The sequence below is a fragment of the Pseudidiomarina homiensis genome, from assembly GCF_003987225.1.
GTDB classification, from domain to species: Bacteria; Pseudomonadota; Gammaproteobacteria; order Enterobacterales; family Alteromonadaceae; genus Pseudidiomarina; species Pseudidiomarina homiensis.
Genome location: NZ_PIPX01000001.1, coordinates 642746 through 659866, shown reverse-complemented (window position 1 = coordinate 659866; position 17121 = coordinate 642746). Strand labels below are relative to the sequence as shown.

Below are 17121 nucleotides of genomic sequence, written 5' to 3'. Positions count from 1 at the left end.
GGTACCTGCATTATTTTTGGTGACCGTAAAGTAACAGTTTCGAATCACAAGATGAGGACACGAACATGGGTATCTTTTCACGTTTTACTGATATCGTAAATTCGAACATCAACGCCATTTTGGATAAAGCAGAAGATCCGGAAAAGATGGTTCGTTTGATTATTCAAGAAATGGAAGACACCTTGGTAGAAGTGCGCTCTACATCAGCGCGCTTGATTGCCGAGAAAAAAGACACTGAGCGTCAGATGGGGCGTTTCCAAAGCGAACAAGCGGAGTGGGAAAAGAAAGCGGAACTTGCCTTGAGCAAAGACCGTGATGACCTTGCGCGTTTGGCTTTAGTAGAAAAACGCAAAGCTAACGATGCAGTGACAAGCTTAGAGAGCGACATCGAACGCATCAATGAGCACTTGAATAAGCTCAATGAAGAAGTCGGTCAGTTGCAAGAGAAACTTGCGGACGCGAAAGCTCGTCAAAAAACCATCATCATGCGTCAGCGCGCTGCGAGCAGCCGTTTAGAAGTGAAGAAGCGCATTGATAGTGGCAAAATTGATGATGCTATGCTTCGTTTCGAGCGCTATGAGTCTAAAATTGATGACTTAGAGTCTCAGGTTGAAGCCTATGATATGGGTAAAAAGAGCTTACGCGATGAATTTGCCGAGCTCGAAGGTGAAGACCAAATCTCTGATGAGCTTGAAGCAATGAAAGCTCGTGTTAAGAAAGACAAAAAAGCTGAGTAATTGATTCGCAGGCATGGCATCACCCGCAGTTTGCGGGTGTACGCCAGCGGCGAAGTGACCAGAAGTGAGTATAGGGAACCCTTATTATGGCCGATGTACTTGTACCGATGATTGCAGTGCCCCTGATTTTGTTCATGATTTTTGTGGCACCGATCTGGGTCATCATGCACTACCGCAGTAAAAAGAAAATTAGCCAGGGCTTGTCGCAAGAAGAAATTCAAGATTTGCAGCAGTTGGCCCAGAAAGCAGAACAGATGCGCGAGCGCATCAAGACGCTAGAAGCTATTCTTGATGCCGACGCTCCAACATGGAGAGAACGCAAATGAGTTACGACAACGACAAAAAGCCGCGTAAACAACTGTTGCGTGACAAAGCAAATGCCAAGGTTGCCGGCGTCTGTGCCGGTATCGCAAACTACTTCAATATTGAAGCATGGTTAGTGCGGATTATTGTCGTGACTGCAGTGATTTTTGGTCATGGCTTTGTGGTCATTCTTTACATCGCTGCCTGGATGATTTTGGATGAAACGCCAGCACCACAAGCAACTGATAGCCATAAGCCGGTTGGTGTTAAAACCCGCGTTTACCAAGCAGGCGAGGCGCCGCGCCGCGCTTTTCACGATATTGATGAAGAGTACCGTGAGTTAGAAAGCCGCTTGCAGGCCATGGAACGCTACGTTACTTCAAACGCATACCAAGTCGATCGCGAGCTTAAAAACCTTTAATTTGATCCAGCTCAAGACGCAAGTGGAAAATTTGCGTTACACCCGCAGCGCAACTTCGTCGCCCTGACAAGTTGCGTTGCGCATGGGCAGCATGCACTCTTGCATTGTCGACAAAGTGCTCGACGAGAGGAGGAAGAACTGCCAATGCGTAATAACCATAACGACAAACCGCAATGGCAGCCAGCGACCATGACCATTCACGGTGGTAAACAACCGGATGAGCATGGCGCTTTGGTTGCACCGCTATACCAAACTGCGACGTTTTCATTTGCGAATACGGCGCAGGGTTCTGCGCGTTTCGCTGGCGAAGAGTCTGGCTATATCTATTCACGTTTAGGGAACCCCACTACAGATGAGCTCGAAGCTCGCGTCGCACAACTTGAGGGCTACCCCGCTGGAGCTGCGTGCGCAACCGGTATGGGGGCGGTCTCAGCGACAATGTTGGCGTTTTTGGAGCAGGGCGACCACGTTGTCGTTGCTGATGCCATTTACGGTTGTAGTTTCGCGCTCTTTTCGCATTTGTTCGCGAAGTTTGGCATTAGTGTCGATTTTGTGGATATGACAGATGCCAACAACGTTGCCCAAGCGATGCGTAGTAATACCAAGATGGTCTTCGTTGAAACTCCGGCGAATCCGCATTTGAAGATCATTGATATTGCTGCGGTTAGCGCTATTGCACACCGCCAGCAAGCGCGAGTCATTGTCGACAATACCTTTATGACTCCGCTGTTGCAGCGTCCGCGTGAGCAGGGTGCAGATATTGTCATCCACAGCGCGACCAAGTACCTCAACGGCCACGGTGATGTGGTTGCGGGGGTCATATGCGGCAGCGCCGAAGATATTGAACTGATTAAAATGACCACACTCAAAGATATGGGGGCGACAATGAGCCCGCATGATGCGTGGTTGATTTTGCGTGGCCTTAAAACACTCGATGTACGAATGGAGCGACATTGTCGCAATGCCATGCAAGTTGCAGAATACTTGCAACAGCATCCGCAAGTTCGGACCGTTTACTATCCTGGGCTTGCCGATCATCCAGCGCAACGCTTAATGGGTACGCAAATGCATGGTCCGGGTGCGGTGATTGCTTTTGAATTGAAGGGCGACATTGTTAGCGCTCGACAGGTACTGGATAGCCTTGAATTGATTACTATTGCCGTGAGTCTTGGTGACGCTGAAACCTTAATTCAGCACCCAGCCTCGATGACACATTCGCCCTACACACCGGAAGCGCGCGCAAAGGCCGGTATAAGCGACACATTAGTACGAATTTCGGTGGGTTTGGAAGCGGTGGAAGATATTATTGCGGATTTAGCGCAAGCATTTAAAAAAGCACAACAACAAACGACAGAACACACAGTACAGCAAGGGGAAACTTTGACTTATGGGTAAACAAAGCCAATACGTTTCACGCCAGCCAGACGAAAATGGGATTATCGACTGGAGTGACGAAGAGAACGCGGTATGGCGCGATTTGGTTGCTCGCCAGTTGAAACACATACCGGGTAAGGCCTGTGATGAATATATACATGGTCTCGAACTGCTTGATCTACCGCAGGATCGCATCCCACAGTTGCACGAGATTAACCAAGTATTAGAGGCCACCACTGGTTGGCAGGTCGCACAGGTTCCAGCGCTCATTCCTTTTGATGAGTTTTTCCGACTGTTGGCCAATAAGCAATTTCCTGTGGCGACTTTTATTCGTACACGGGAAGAGTTTGATTACTTACAAGAACCGGATATTTTTCACGAGATTTTCGGTCATTGTCCGTTGTTGACGAACCCTGCTTTTGCGCATTTTACGCATCAGTATGGCAAACTCGGACTTGATGCAACGCCGAAAGAGCGCGTTTATTTGGCTCGGCTCTACTGGTTCACTGTCGAATTTGGCTTGTTAAAAACAGCTGATGGACTACGCATTTACGGCGGCGGCATTTTGTCGTCACCGGGCGAAACAGAGTACGCGATTAACAGTGATAAGCCAGAGCGCAAGCCGCTGGTGCCGCTTGATGCCTTACGCACACCTTATCGCATCGATATCATGCAGCCGATCTACTACACTATCGAATCTACCGATAAACTCTTTGAGATCGCAGATCTTGATATTATGGCGCTGGTACGTGAAGCAATGGAACTTGGCTTGTTCGAGCCGAAGTTTCCGCCGAAAGATGCCGCTTAGTCGTTCGTCAATTAACTCTTTTTTGAAGACCATTTGGAGTCATAAATGTCTGATTTGAAACAGCAAAAGTGTGAAGCCTGTAATGCAGAGGCGCCAAAAGTTAGTGATGAGGAACTCGCGGAATTAATGCGCGAAATTCCTGAATGGACGCCTGTGAGTCGCGATGGCGTGATGCAGTTAGAGCGCGTGTTTAAGTTCAAAAACTTCAAGCAAGCGTTGGCCTTCACTAATCGTGTGGGTGACATTGCTGAAGCCGAGTTCCACCATCCGACGTTGACCACTGAGTGGGGTAAAGTCACGGTAACTTGGTGGACCCATGCGATTAATGGCTTACACAAAAACGATTTCATTATGGCAGCCCGCACGGATGCAGCGCTTGACGCAGAATAAGTCCGTGTAAGCGCAAATTTGAAGTTAAAAAGCCTCAGCCTAGTGACGGGTTGAGGCTTTTTTGTGTATACTATTTTTTACATTTTCCGTTTCAACAAGAAGTAGCAATGCGTCTCGAGATTACCTGTGATGATCGGTTGGGCTTGTGCCAAGATGTGCTGCAGATTTTGCGTGACCGCGAAATAGATCTGCGCGGTATCGAAGTCGACCCAAAAGGCAAAATATTTCTGAATTTTCCCGAGCTCGAATTTAAAGACTTTCAGCACTTGATGCCAGAGATTAGGCGTATTCCGAACGTGAAGGACGTGAAAACCGTCGCCTTCATGCCCTCGGAACGTGAGCATTTTGAATTTAGCCTGCTACTCAACAAGCTTCCTGATCCGGTGTTATCGGTTGATGCCAAAGGTACCATTGATATAGCGAATGATGCGGCAGTGTTATTGCTTTCTGATACACGTCAGCATTTGCCGGGTACGCCAATAGCCCAGTGGCTCAGTGGCTTTAATGTCCAACGCTGGTTGGAACGCGAGCCGACCGAACCACATACCACGCAAGTGACAGTTAATGGCGCGAAATACTTTGCCGAGTTAATGCCGATTTGGGTCAAGGATGAGCATGGCGGCACGAGCTTTGCTGGTGCCGTGCTGACCTGTAAACCACAACCTTTGAGTCAGCAATGGCAACGTACGGGCCAGCACGACGCATTTCATCAACTGCTTGGTGAACATCCGAGCATGCGCAAGCTCATCAAAGAGGCGCGACGCATGGCAGAACTTAACGTGCCGTTGCTTATTGAAGGCGAGACCGGGGTGGGAAAAGAATTGCTCGCCCGAGCCTGCCACCAAGCAAGCCCGCGAGCCGAACAGCCGTTTTTAGCGGTCAATTGTGCAGCGTTACCCGATAATGTGGCCGAAAGCGAGTTGTTTGGCCATGGTATGGGGAGCTTGGGCCCACATACCGAAGCTAAAAAAGGGATTTTCGAACAGGCGAATGGTGGCACAGTTTTGTTGGATGCAGTCGGTGAAATGTCGAACGGCTTGCAAGCAAAGCTACTGCGTTTTATTCAAGACGGTAAATTTCGTCGAATTGGCGAAGAAGCAGAAGTTACCGTTGATGTTCGTATTATTTGTTCAGCCCGTGATGATTTATTAGAGCGTGTTGAAGCCGGAAGTTTCCGCGAAGACCTCTATTACCGCTTGAATGTGCTGACGCTTTCTCTGCCGCCGTTGCGTGACCGCAAAACCGATATTCCGCTACTGGCAGATCATTTTACCTTGCAGGCTTGTCAACGTTTGGGCCGTAGTCTGGTATTGCTAACGCCAGACTGTCGCGAGTTACTGCAGCGTTACCAATGGCCAGGTAATGTTAGACAGCTTGAAAACGTTTTATTTCGGTCAGTTTCGATGCTTGAAGGCGAGCGCTTAAGCGCGGCTGATCTGCACTTACCGGAAGCAGGAGCACTGCAGGAGAATGTCGCTGTCGATCTTGAAGAAGGAAGTCTAGACGAGGCGGTGAAAAAATTTGAAGCAACGATTTTACGACGTTTATACCCGAGCTACCCAAGCACGCGGCAACTTGCGAAAAAGCTAGGCTTATCGCACACCGCTGTGGCCAATAAACTGCGTGACTATGGGATTGGTAAACAACGACGAAAAACCAGTAAACCTGCCAGCAAGTAAAGATTTATTGACGCATTGAAGCGGCGAATGTACGTGTTTAGCTACACTACATTCGTCGATTTGCATAACCTTTCTACAATACAATTGATCTGTATCAAAACCTTTACAAAAAGTGTCCACCGCGCTCCTCGGGTGATCTGCACTTGGTAACTGGCACTTCCGACCTTCCCATAGTAGAACTTAGGTACTACAAAACCATTCGTCGCATTCGCACTAAGAATGCCGCCGCAAGAACGAGGACTACAGAATGACAGATATTAATTATAATCCACTGCAAACAGACGGCTTTGAGTTTGTTGAGTATACCGCTCCTAATGCTGAAGGTATCGCCGCACTTAAAGATCTTTTCGATAAGCTCGGTTTTACAGAAGTTGCGAAACACAAGAGCAAAGAAGTTTGGTTATTTAAGCAAAATGACATTAATTTCATCATCAACGCTGAATCTGGTGGTCAAGCTGAAGCGTTCGCTAAAGACCATGGCCCAAGCGTATGCGGCATGGCGTGGCGTGTGAAAGATGCCCAACACGCATTCGAACATGCAGTAGAAAATGGCGCTAAGCCATTCCAACGTCAACTCGGCGCCAATGAAGCAGAGTTTCCTGCGGTTTATGGTATTGGTGAGAGCGTGCTGTATTTTATCGATAAGTACGAAGGTCAGGGTGTCTACGCTGATGATTTCGACTTCTACGAGAACTGGAAAGAAAAAATGCGTGAACACGCAGCAGGCTTGTACGAAGTTGACCACCTTACGCACAATGTTTTCCGCGGTAACATGGATACCTGGGCTGGGTTCTATGAACGTATCGGTAACTTCCGCGAAATCCGTTACTTCGACATCGAAGGTAAGCTTACAGGCCTGTTAAGCCGCGCGATGACGGCTCCATGTGGCAAAATCCGCATCCCAATTAACGAATCACACGACGATAAGTCGCAGATCGAAGAATATTTACGTGAGTACAAAGGCGAAGGCATCCAACACATCGCTTTAACCTCTGACAATATTTATCAAACCGTGCGCGACTTACGTAAAATTGGTATGGATTTCATGCCAACGCCTGATACTTATTACGAGAAAATCGACGAGCGCGTTGAAGGTCACGAAGAAAACGTTGAAGAGCTTCGTGAACTACAAATTCTCATTGATGGCGCGCCGATGAAAGATGGTATTTTACTGCAAATCTTCACCCAGACCGTAATTGGTCCAGTGTTCTTTGAAATCATTCAACGCAAGGGTAACGAAGGCTTCGGCGAAGGTAACTTTAAAGCGCTGTTTGAGTCGATCGAAGAAGATCAAATCCGTCGAGGAGTATTAAGCGATGCGTAAATGGATCAGCTTTCCGAAGCAAGTTGGAGTGAGCTCTAAACAAGCTCACGCTGACTTTCCGGAGCAGGCGATCTATGAACGTGAAGTCGGGCGTAGTGGTTTTTTTGGCCCGGCTACGCACTTTCATCATCGCCATGCCCCAACGGGTTGGAGCGAGTGGGAAGGGGATTTACGCCCGCGCAACTTCGATTTTAATAAGTTGGATAATGTTGGTACAGAATCACCATGGCAAGTGCCGCTGTTATTACACAATGCACAGTGTAAATTTCGAATTTGGCACTGCAGTGAAAAAATGGACTTTTTGGTGCGAAATGCCGATGGTGATGAGCTGTTGTTCATTCATGAGGGCCGCACCGAGCTGTTCTGTGACTACGGCCATATAACTTTAGAAAAAGGCGACTACTTCAGTATCCCGCGTTCGACATCGTGGCGCTTAGAGCCGTTGGAACCACTTCAGATCGTTATGATTGAGGCGACCAATAGTGCTTATCAGTTGCCAGAAAAAGGCTTGGTGGGGAATCATGCGATCTTTGATCCGGCATGTTTAGACACGCCCGATATCGATGATGCGTTCAAAGCACAATACAGCGAAGATGAGTGGCGTGTTGAAGTAAAACGCCATGGCAAGGTGTCGCGGATTACTTACCCGTTTAATCCTCTTGATGCCGTTGGCTGGCATGGCGACTTAGCCCCTGTGCGGATTAATTGGCGCGATATACGCCCGTTAATGAGTCATCGTTACCACTTGCCGCCTTCAGCGCACACGACCTTTGTCGCTGATGGCTTTGTTGTATGTACTTTCGTGCCACGGCCCATTGAATCCGATCCGGGCGCATTGAAAGTACCGTTCTATCACAACAATGATGACTACGACGAAGTACTGTTCTATCACGAAGGTGACTTCTTTAGTCGTGATAACATTGATAAAGGCATGGTAACCTTCCATCCGGCAGGCTTTACTCATGGCCCGCATCCTAAAGCATTCCAAGCCGGCTTAGAGCACCGCAAAAAATTCACTGATGAAGTTGCGGTGATGCTTGATACACGTAATCCGCTCGACATGGGCGATGTATGTGCTGGGGTTGAAAACCCAGACTATGTGTACAGCTGGCAAGCAAAAGACGAAAAGGCTAAATAATCTATGAAATTTGCAACCTATCGAAATGGTACACGCGATGGTCAACTGATGTTGGTCAGTCGTGATCTTAAGAAAGCTGTTGCGGTTCCAGCTTTGGCTGCGACCTTACAAGAAGTTCTAGATGATTGGGACGGCATTGCGCCTGAGCTTGAGAAGGCTTACACCGCTTTGAATAACGGTGAATTAAGCGATGCTGTGGAATTTGATGAAAGCCTCTGTGAATCACCGTTGCCGCGCGCCTATCAATGGGCTGATGGTAGTGCGTACGTGAACCACGTTGAACTTGTACGTCGTGCACGCAACGCTGAAATGCCGCCAAGTTTTTGGACCGACCCGCTGATGTATCAAGGCGGTTCAGACGATTTCTTGGGGCCGAAAGATGATATCGAAATGGCGGATACCGCTTGGGGTATTGATTTTGAGGGCGAAGTTGCGGTTATTACCGATGATGTTCCGATGGGCGTTAGTGCCGAGGATGCTGGCCAGTACATCCGCTTACTGATGTTGGTCAACGATGTTTCGTTACGTGGTTTGATCCCAAATGAACTTGGTAAAGGTTTCGGCTTTTTCCAGTCAAAACCATCGTCGGCTTTTTCACCAGTAGCGGTGACCCCCGACGAATTAGGTGATGCATGGCACGATAACAAAGTGCACCTGCCGTTACTAAGTGTCTATAACAACTCTGATTTCGGTAAGCCAAATGCCGGTGAAGACATGACCTTTGATTTCTCCCAATTGGTAGCGCACGCAGCCAAAACACGTCACTTAAGTGCTGGTGCGATCATTGGTTCAGGTACCGTGTCGAATAAGCAGGGCACCGACCACGGCAGTGCCATCAGTGAAGGTGGTGTTGGCTACAGCTGTATTGCCGAGGTTCGCATGATCGAAACGATTCGCGATGGCAAACCAACAACGGGCTTCATGCAGTTTGGTGACACCATCAAGATAGAAATGAAAGACGCCGGCGGAAATAGTATTTTTGGCAGTATCGACCAAAAGGTCGTACAGTATAAGCCTGAGTAACGTTTCTGAAACGGAGTCGACTATATGGAACTCTATGGATACTGGCGCTCTAGCGCCAGTTATCGAACGCGTATCGCGCTCAACTTTAAAGAGCTAGAGTATAACTATTTACCTGTTCACCTGCTTAAAGATGGCGGGCAACAGCACCAGCGTGCCTATCGGCAGCTCAATCCAAATGGTCTCGTTCCCACGTTGGTAGATGGTCAGGTTATCTTGCATCAATCGATAGCTATTATTGAGTATCTTGAAGACAAGTACCCTGAGCCAAGTCTGCTACCTGGGACGCCACAGCAACGTGGAGCGATTCGCGCGTTAGCACTTGATTTATCGAGTGAATTGCAACCGCTAATCAATTTACGCGTACAGCAGTACTTGAAAAATGAACTTGCCGTGAGTGATGCGCAAAAGCAAGCTTGGCTCGATCATTGGTTTGCTGAGAGCTTCACCGCCTTCGAGAAAAATCTCGAAGAAGTCGCTGGTAAGTATTGTGTCGGCGATGCCTTTAGCTTGGCCGATGTGTGTTTAGTCCCGCAAGTGTTTAGCGCACAACGGTTCGGTATTAAACTAGATGACTACCCGTTGCTGATGGGAGTTTACGAGCGTTTATTAGAGTTACCCTTTGTGGCTGCGGCGCACCCCAGCCAGCAACCCGATGCCGAAGCCTGATCGCAAGAAATTAGAACTTCATCGCATGCCATCAATGCCCAGCTCGTAAGTTGCTGGGCATTTTGGTTTAATGAGCCTGAATTAACTACAGGGAACCATCGAATGAAAACAAAATTTGCCGTTTCGCTGCTCGCTGCTTTTGTTGCAGCTTCCTGTGCAGCTACACAACCTGACGCGAGCTCTGCTTCAACTCAGCAAGCTCCAACGACGTTAGAACTCCAAGCTCCTGCTGTGCAAGCTCAGGCAGAGCAGGGGGAATTGACCATTAAACAAATCATGGCTGACCAAGACTGGGTGGCGCGTTCGCCAAGTTCAGCCTACTGGATGGCGGACGGCAGCGGCGTGCTGTACCAACAAAAACGTGAAGGTAGCGTGGTGAGCGATTGGTACCACTTGCCTTTAGGTGGTGAAGAAGCGCATAAAGTGCCGCTCGAAAAGCTGCACAACTATGCTTACAACGATGGTGTTTATAATAACGAGCGCACGCTTCTCGCCTATACCTTTGAAGGGAACGTCTTTGTTCGTGATCTGGCGCAGGGTGAAACACGCCAGTTGACCCGTGACGAAGCACGACAGTCACAGTTGATGTTTTTAACCGATGGACGTTTGGCGTATCGCGAAGGTAATGACTTTTATGCGGTTCATGTGCAAACGGGCTTAACTGAACAGCTTGTAACACTAGCAACGCATAGTGAACCCGAAGCTGTGAGTGAACCAAAAGACTTTATTGCCCAAGAGCAAGTTGATCTCATCAAGTTCGTACAAAAAGAACGTCGTGACCGACAAGACCGAGCAGATCAACGTGAACAGCTTGCCGGCGCCAACAGCTCTTTAGCGCCACAGCCTTTCTATCTTGGTGAGAATAAGCAAATTGTAGCTGCCAGTTTGTCGCCAGCAGGTGACAAGATGATTGTTGCTATCACAACACCACAAAGTTGGCGCGATGACGGCGACATTATGCCCAATTATGTTGCTGAAGATGGTCGGGTAAAAGCCGAGTCGGTGCGCCGTCGTGTAGCGGATGCGAAGCCAGTTGAACACCAAGTGTTAATGCTTGACTTGACCAACGGCGAGCAAACCCAGTTTACCTACAATACCTTGCCAGGTTGGAATGAAGACGTATTGGCTGAAGTGAAAGCCGAGAACCATGCTGCCGAGGGTAAAACCTACGAGAGTAAACAAGAGCCGCGGCCAATTACCTTGATGGGTGGCGCCATTCGTTGGTCTGAACAAGGTGAAAATGCGGTTGTGATGCTCGAAGCATGGGACAACAAAGATCGTTGGATCGCTTCAGTTGATTTTGCCGGTAAACAGTTGGTAAATCAGCATCGTTTGCATGACGAAGCATGGATTAACTATACGCATAATGAATTTGGTTTTGTGCCAGGTAGTGCCGACACCATTTGGTTCCAAAGTGAAGAAGATGGCTATGCTCATCTCTATACTAAACAGTTAGACGGGGAACAAAACCAACTCACTTCTGGTAAGTTTGTAACGGAAAACCCATTCGCTGATCCTGTTACGCAAAGTTTGTATTTTACCGCCAACAAAGAACATCCAGGTATTTATGAGTTGTACCGTGTTGACTTGACCGGTGGTGAAGTGGAAGCCCTCACTGATCTCGATGGTATCGTTGAGTCGTTTAGCCTTAGCCCGAATCGTGACAATGTTCTCTTTAGTTATTCAAGTGCATTACAGCCGAGCGAACTCTATAGTGTTGCGCTAGGCGGTGCTGCCGAAGCTGAGCGTTTAACAACTACTGTGACAGAACAGTTCCAGGGTTTCGATTGGACGGTTCCGGAAATTGTGCCAGTGCCTTCGAGCCATGTTGATGAACCTATTTACACGCGGGTTTATTATCCGGAAGGTTATGATGCCGAACGTGCCGAGCAGTATCCAGCGGTGGTATTTATTCATGGCGCTGGCTACTTGCAGAACGCGCATGCCGGTTGGTCAGGCTATCAACGCGAGTTCATGTTCCATACGTACTTAAATCAACAAGGCTATGTGGTATTCGACCTCGATTACCGTGGCTCGAAAGGTTATGGACGTGATTGGCGGACAGCGATTTACCGTCAGATGGGCACGCCTGAAGTTGAAGACCTTGTCGATGTCGTTAAATGGGCTGGTGAGAACACGAATGTCGATACCGAGCGTATGGGGACTTATGGTGGTTCGTACGGTGGTTTCTTGACGTTCATGGCACTTTTCAATGAACCAGGCTTATTTAAAGCGGGTGCAGCGTTGCGTCCGGTATCCGATTGGGCACATTACAACACGGGTTATACTTCGAATATTTTGAACTTGCCAAGCAATGACCCGATTGCGTATCGCCGTAGCTCGCCTATTTACTTTACCGAAGGCTTAGAAGATGCATTGTTGATCAATTCACCTATGGTGGATGATAACGTCTTCTTCCAAGATAGCGTGCGCTTGGTTCAGCGTCTGATTGAACATGAAAAAGAAGACTTTGAAACGGCTATTTTTCCTGTCGAGCCGCACGGTTTCCGTCAGCCTTCGAGTTGGTTAGATGAATACCGCCGTATTTTTAAGTTATTTGAAGAGAACTTAAAATAACTCCAGAGTGGACCTAAAAAGGAAAATAAAAAAGCCGGGCAGTGGCGACACTGTCCGGCTTTTATTGTTTTAAGATTGTTTTAAGGGCTTCGCTTATGCGTTAGGCGAGCACTTCGTCATTTCTGCTCGTGCTATCGAACGTGCTTGACTGAAACTCGCAACCCAACTTGCTTTCTGAATACCAGCGCGGCGGCTATCATCAGCTACCGAGAGCGGGGTGAAAGCATCGCTACGGGCTTCCGCAGTGGCTTTAGCCATTGGTGCAGAAACGACTTTGCCTTTGACCTTACTCCGACGTACAGCTGGCTTGTCGGCCTGTACTTCTGGCTTTTCCGCAGAGCTCTCTGCAAGACTCTCCGCAGGACTCTCCGCAGGTTGTTCTGCAGGTTGCTCGGCTGCTACTTTTTGCTCGTTGTCCGCTTTTACCGATTCAGGTGAAGCTTCGACTTCTACCGCTTCTTCGGTCGAAGTTTCTACTCGTGCGGTCGCCGCTGGAGCTTCAACTTCCTCAGTTGGACTTGTCGCTGTAGCTGGCTCCTCGACAGGCTTTTCATCTGCTGATGATGTTACCTCAGCTGGTGTTGTTTCTGCGGTTGTAGCTTGAGCATCAGCGTTTTCTTTTTGCGGCTCATCAGTTGCTGAGTTTTCTGTTGTTGAGCTGTCTGTTGTTGAGCTGTCTGGCGCTGATCCCTCGGTTGCAGAATTTTCGCTTGGTTCTGTGAGTGATAGCTCAGTTTGCACCGCATCTTCATTATCAGCATCCGTATTACTTTCTGATGCTGTCGACTCTGCTGCTTTTTCCTCTTTTCGGCGTTGTCCGGCTGCGCGTTGATGACGAGGACTACGGCGTGAACGATTGCGACCTTCGCGCTTCTCGCTGTTGTCTTTATTTTCGTCAGATACAGCCTCTTCAGCGGCGATGGTTTCGCTTGTCAGCTGTTCTTCAGCTTGGCTATCAGCAGCTTTAGCTTTTGGCTTGGCTTCAGCTTTCTTCGCTTGCGCCTGCTCGGCAGGCTTCGCGCTGTCGGCTTTAGCTTCATCGCCGTCGACAGTTTGCGGAGCTTTATCCTCTTTGCCAACACGCACCGACTTTTCTAGTTTACGCCGCTGTCGACGTGGCTTAGGCGCTGCTTCTTTAGTTGGAGCTGAAGCTTTGTCTTCCGCTTTGTTATCAGCAGTTTCAGTTTGTGTAGCTGCTTGATCTTGCTTTGGAGCGTTCGCATTTTGGCGACCACGACCGCGACCACGACCACCGCGACGTTGACCACGCTCCTGCTTCTGTTCAGTAGCAGCGTCTTTGTCATTGGTTTTGGTGTTGTCAGTTTTGTCGTCAGTTTTCTTGTCATCGTCACGGGTACGCTGACGGTTATTACCACGACGGCGGTTATTACCGCGCTGATTGTTACGGCCTCCGCGACGATTATTAGAGCGTTCACGAGACGAACGTTGTTGCTGTTGTTTTTTCTTTTCTTGCTCTTCGTCATCGTCACCAAATAGCGAGCTCAACCATTTACCCAAGCGATGCAACAACGATGGGCCAGCGGCTTTTGGTTTGGCCGCAGGCGCTGGGGTTGGTGCTGCAGGAGCTTGTAGGCCTTTTAGCGCTGGTTCTTCGAAGCTTGGCTTGTCTTTATTCAATACCACTTCGGTTGAGGTGTCTTCCGGCTTCTCGATGAGCTTGAAGCTATTGGCTTCATCGACTTCATCGTTACGCAAGCGCTTAACGTCAAAATGTGGTGTTTCTAGATGTTGGTTTGGAATAACCAAAACAGAAACCGAGTGACGTTTTTCGATGTCGTTAATCGAACTACGTTTCTCGTTTAACAAGTAGGTTGCTACGGTTACTGGAACCTGAGCTTGAACTTGAATGGTATTATCTTTCAGTGCTTCTTCTTCGATGAGACGAAGAATAGAGAGCGCCAATGATTCCGCTGAACGAATAGTGCCATGACCATTACAACGCGGACACACGTGGTTCGATGACTCACCTAACGATGGGCGTAAACGTTGACGCGACATTTCAAGTAAGCCGAAGCGCGAAATACGAGCCACTTGGATACGCGCACGGTCTTGTTTCAAGCTGTCACGTAAGCGATTTTCAACTTCACGTTGGTGTTTGACTGGCGTCATATCGATAAAATCGATGACGACCAAGCCGCCAACATCGCGTAAACGTAACTGACGTGCGATCTCTTCAGCAGCTTCTAAATTGGTCTGGAAAGCCGTTTCTTCGATGTCGCCGCCTTTCGTCGCGCGCGCCGAGTTGATATCAATCGAAGTCAGTGCTTCTGTTGGATCGATAACAATAGAGCCACCTGAAGGTAAACGCACTTCACGTTGGAAGGCCGATTCAATTTGGCTTTCCACTTGATAGTGGTTAAATAGCGGGACGTCACCTTGATAGGTTTTTACGCGATTAACGAAGTCCGGACGAATTAACGTTACGTGATCACGAACTTGTTCGAAGACCTTTGGATTATCAATAAGGACTTCACCAATATCGCGACGTAAGTAATCCCGAATCGCACGGAATACCACATTGCTTTCTTGATGAATAAGGAAAGGAGCAGGGCGTTCGCCCGCAGCTTTTTCAATTGCACTCCAGTGATGGACAAGAACATTAAGATCCCACTCGAGCTCTTCTGCTGACTTACCTACGCCGGCAGTACGGACAATTAAGCCCATACCGTCAGGAAGCTGCAAATCCTTCATGGCTTCTTTGAGTTCTGTGCGCTCATCGCCTTCAATCCGGCGTGAGATACCGCCAGCCCGAGGGTTGTTGGGCATGAGTACTAAATAGCTACCGGCCAAAGAGATAAAGGTGGTTAGCGCAGCGCCTTTTTGGCCGCGCTCTTCTTTATCGATTTGCACAATAACTTCTTGGCCTTCGGAAACAACGTCTTTGATGTTGGGACGGCCAGAGAATGTGTAGCCTTTAGGGAAGTAGGTTTTAGCGATTTCTTTGAGAGGTAAAAAGCCGTGACGCTCAGCGCCGTAATCAACAAATGCAGCTTCAAGACTTGGTTCGATACGGGTAATTTTACCCTTATAGATATTCGCTTTCTTTTGTTCGTGGCCCGGACTTTCGATGTCTAAATCGTACAATCGTTGTCCGTCCACCAAAGCAACACGTAGCTCTTCTTGCTGTGTTGCGTTGATCAACATTCTTTTCATGGTTGTGACTCTTATTTTCGTGCCACAACACAGTACGAGGGCGTTCTCGCCGTCGCTATTTCGAGATTGAATTGTAGACTGCCATCGCGCTATCGCAGCGTAGAATGACACCTCCCGTGGTGTTCTTTAACACTCACGTGAGGTACGCAATTGGTTACCAAGCCGAAATACGCTTGTGTTCGTACCGTGTTGTCGCAAATATGCGTTAACATGACGTGGCTTGGTCTGTTTCAGTTCCATGCCATCAGGATCTCAAAGGACAATTTCTTACCTTTGTATCGTGAAGTGGAGGTTGTGTTGCTATAAATAGCTTTGCGCCAAGCCACAACTAATTTTTTGTTTGTTCTCTCGCGTACTAGGCTGTTATCAGCTCGCGAACCGCTTCATCTTTTTGCTCCGGTGCGGCTTTTCCGGAAGCCCTATTATCCCACGAAACCGAACTACAGTACAAGCTAAATTAAAGTAAGCAAAAAGAGCAGTCAGGTGAAAATCAAAATGTTAATATAGCGCCTATGAAAGAGACCCCTGAAAACACAATTCAACACAAAGTGCGCTTGGTTAAGATCGAGGCGGATTACGCCGAGCAGCGTATTGATAACTTTTTGCTTGCGCAACTAAAAGGCGTGCCCAAGTCGTTGGTGTATCGCATTTTACGCAAGGGCGAAGTGCGCGTGAATAAAAAACGGGCAAAGCCAGATTACCGTTTACGCGCTGGTGACGAAGTAAGGATCCCGCCAGTCCGAGTGGCGGAACGCAACCCATTGCCGTCGGCCAACCTTGAGCAAGTTCAAGCGCTGAACAACCAAGTGCTCTACGAAGATGATGTACTTATGGTTTTGAATAAGCCAGCAGGACTTGCGGTTCATGGTGGATCGGGATTGCAGTTTGGACTCATCGAGAGCTTGCGCGCATTACGACCGGACGCGAAACACTTGGAGTTGGTGCATCGTTTAGACCGCGAAACAAGTGGTTGTATTTTGGTGTCCAAGCGTCGCTCAGCGCTTCGTGCACTGCATGAGCAATTACGCTCGAAGACTATGGATAAGCGTTACCTAGCTTTAGTGCGAGGGCAATGGCAAGCGCATGTAAAACTTATTGCTGCACCGCTGCAAAAGAACACCTTAAAGTCTGGTGAGCGCATTGTACGCGTTGATGCCACTGGCAAACCATCTGAAACAAGATTTAGGGTGTTGCACTCGTTTGCGCAATGTAGCCTTGTTGAAGCTTCTCCTATCACAGGGCGAACCCACCAGATTCGTGTTCATGCGTTACAAGCTGGGCATCCCATCGCATGTGATGACAAATATGGCGATCGCGTATTCGATAGTGCGATGCATGACTTAGGGCTCAATCGACTGTTTTTGCATGCGCATCAATTAAGTTTTCAGCACCCGCAGACCGGTAAAACGATTACGGTAAATGCACCGCTCGATGCAATACTGCAAAAAGCGCTGCAAGGATTAGGTCTAGCTGAAAAAGCAGTGCGTAAGCTCGGGAGCTAGTGAAA

At 48.4% G+C, this 17121-nt stretch carries 14 protein-coding genes; 13 read left to right on the top strand and 1 reads right to left on the bottom strand.

The annotated features are described in order from the left end of the window. The first annotated feature begins 65 nt into the window (after positions 1–65). The 12 genes from pspA to CWI70_RS03040 all read left to right on the top strand — a co-directional run bounded on the left by pspA (position 66) and on the right by CWI70_RS03040 (position 12440). Positions 66–737: a phage shock protein PspA gene (gene pspA / locus CWI70_RS03095; protein ID WP_126770464.1), complete on the top strand. Its 672-nt coding sequence runs from the start codon at positions 66–68 to the stop codon at positions 735–737. Between the two features lie 86 nt (positions 738–823). After that, positions 824–1063, top strand: a complete 240-nt coding sequence (gene pspB, locus CWI70_RS03090) for an envelope stress response membrane protein PspB (protein ID WP_126770462.1) — start codon at positions 824–826, stop codon at positions 1061–1063. After that, positions 1060–1461, top strand: a complete 402-nt coding sequence (pspC, locus tag CWI70_RS03085; protein WP_126770460.1) for an envelope stress response membrane protein PspC — start codon at positions 1060–1062, stop codon at positions 1459–1461. The genes pspB and pspC overlap by 4 nt, the downstream gene beginning before the upstream one ends. A 144-nt stretch (positions 1462–1605) precedes the next feature. Next, a complete protein-coding gene (megL, locus tag CWI70_RS03080) occupies positions 1606–2856 on the top strand; it encodes a methionine gamma-lyase (protein ID WP_126770459.1) in 1251 nt (416 codons plus the stop codon). Further along, on the top strand, positions 2849–3643 hold the full coding sequence (gene phhA, locus CWI70_RS03075; protein WP_126770457.1) for a phenylalanine 4-monooxygenase: 795 nt from the start codon (positions 2849–2851) through the stop codon (positions 3641–3643). The genes megL and phhA overlap by 8 nt, the downstream gene beginning before the upstream one ends. 45 nt (positions 3644–3688) lie before the next feature. Further along, positions 3689–4033, top strand: a complete 345-nt coding sequence (locus CWI70_RS03070) for a 4a-hydroxytetrahydrobiopterin dehydratase (RefSeq protein ID WP_126770455.1) — start codon at positions 3689–3691, stop codon at positions 4031–4033. A gap of 107 nt (positions 4034–4140) precedes the next feature. After that, positions 4141–5712 (top strand): transcriptional regulator TyrR, encoded by a 1572-nt coding sequence (gene tyrR / locus CWI70_RS03065; protein WP_126770453.1) that lies wholly within the window; start codon positions 4141–4143, stop codon positions 5710–5712. Positions 5713–5959: 247 nt separating this feature from the next. Beyond that, the gene (gene hppD, locus CWI70_RS03060) at positions 5960–7036 is read left to right on the top strand and encodes a 4-hydroxyphenylpyruvate dioxygenase (protein WP_126770451.1); all 1077 of its coding nucleotides are present in this window, start codon (positions 5960–5962) and stop codon (positions 7034–7036) included. Then, the gene (locus CWI70_RS03055; RefSeq protein WP_126770450.1) at positions 7029–8174 is read left to right on the top strand and encodes a homogentisate 1,2-dioxygenase; all 1146 of its coding nucleotides are present in this window, start codon (positions 7029–7031) and stop codon (positions 8172–8174) included. Before hppD ends, CWI70_RS03055 begins: the two co-directional genes overlap by 8 nt. 3 nt (positions 8175–8177) lie before the next feature. Then, positions 8178–9197, top strand: a complete 1020-nt coding sequence (locus CWI70_RS03050) for a fumarylacetoacetate hydrolase family protein (RefSeq protein WP_126770448.1) — start codon at positions 8178–8180, stop codon at positions 9195–9197. A 24-nt stretch (positions 9198–9221) separates the two neighbouring features. Beyond that, positions 9222–9863 (top strand): maleylacetoacetate isomerase, encoded by a 642-nt coding sequence (maiA, locus tag CWI70_RS03045; protein ID WP_126770446.1) that lies wholly within the window; start codon positions 9222–9224, stop codon positions 9861–9863. A 102-nt stretch (positions 9864–9965) separates the two neighbouring features. Beyond that, a complete protein-coding gene (locus tag CWI70_RS03040) occupies positions 9966–12440 on the top strand; it encodes a S9 family peptidase (RefSeq protein WP_126770444.1) in 2475 nt (824 codons plus the stop codon). Between the two features lie 93 nt (positions 12441–12533). On the opposite strand, the gene rne is transcribed toward CWI70_RS03040, so the two are convergent. Beyond that, complete coding sequence (gene rne, locus CWI70_RS03035; protein WP_126770443.1) at positions 12534–15614, bottom strand: ribonuclease E; 3081 nt, start codon at positions 15612–15614, stop codon at positions 12534–12536. A 512-nt stretch (positions 15615–16126) separates the two neighbouring features. On the opposite strand from rne, the gene rluC reads away from it, so the two are divergent. Further along, the gene (gene rluC, locus CWI70_RS03030) at positions 16127–17116 is read left to right on the top strand and encodes a 23S rRNA pseudouridine(955/2504/2580) synthase RluC (RefSeq protein WP_126770441.1); all 990 of its coding nucleotides are present in this window, start codon (positions 16127–16129) and stop codon (positions 17114–17116) included. The last annotated feature ends 5 nt before the right edge of the window (positions 17117–17121 follow it).

Excerpts from the sequence above, each read along its gene's own strand:
- pspA (WP_126770464.1), top strand. The coding sequence starts at position 66 with ATGGGTATCTTTTCACGTTTTACTGATATCGTAAATTCGAACATCAAC.
- pspB (WP_126770462.1), top strand. The coding sequence starts at position 824 with ATGGCCGATGTACTTGTACCGATGATTGCAGTGCCCCTGATTTTGTTC.
- pspC (WP_126770460.1), top strand. The coding sequence starts at position 1,060 with ATGAGTTACGACAACGACAAAAAGCCGCGTAAACAACTGTTGCGTGAC.
- megL (WP_126770459.1), top strand. The coding sequence starts at position 1,606 with ATGCGTAATAACCATAACGACAAACCGCAATGGCAGCCAGCGACCATG.
- phhA (WP_126770457.1), top strand. The coding sequence starts at position 2,849 with ATGGGTAAACAAAGCCAATACGTTTCACGCCAGCCAGACGAAAATGGG.
- CWI70_RS03070 (WP_126770455.1), top strand. The coding sequence starts at position 3,689 with ATGTCTGATTTGAAACAGCAAAAGTGTGAAGCCTGTAATGCAGAGGCG.
- tyrR (WP_126770453.1), top strand. The coding sequence starts at position 4,141 with ATGCGTCTCGAGATTACCTGTGATGATCGGTTGGGCTTGTGCCAAGAT.
- hppD (WP_126770451.1), top strand. The coding sequence starts at position 5,960 with ATGACAGATATTAATTATAATCCACTGCAAACAGACGGCTTTGAGTTT.
- CWI70_RS03055 (WP_126770450.1), top strand. The coding sequence starts at position 7,029 with ATGCGTAAATGGATCAGCTTTCCGAAGCAAGTTGGAGTGAGCTCTAAA.
- CWI70_RS03050 (WP_126770448.1), top strand. The coding sequence starts at position 8,178 with ATGAAATTTGCAACCTATCGAAATGGTACACGCGATGGTCAACTGATG.
- maiA (WP_126770446.1), top strand. The coding sequence starts at position 9,222 with ATGGAACTCTATGGATACTGGCGCTCTAGCGCCAGTTATCGAACGCGT.
- CWI70_RS03040 (WP_126770444.1), top strand. The coding sequence starts at position 9,966 with ATGAAAACAAAATTTGCCGTTTCGCTGCTCGCTGCTTTTGTTGCAGCT.
- rne (WP_126770443.1), bottom strand. The coding sequence starts at position 15,614 with ATGAAAAGAATGTTGATCAACGCAACACAGCAAGAAGAGCTACGTGTT.
- rluC (WP_126770441.1), top strand. The coding sequence starts at position 16,127 with ATGAAAGAGACCCCTGAAAACACAATTCAACACAAAGTGCGCTTGGTT.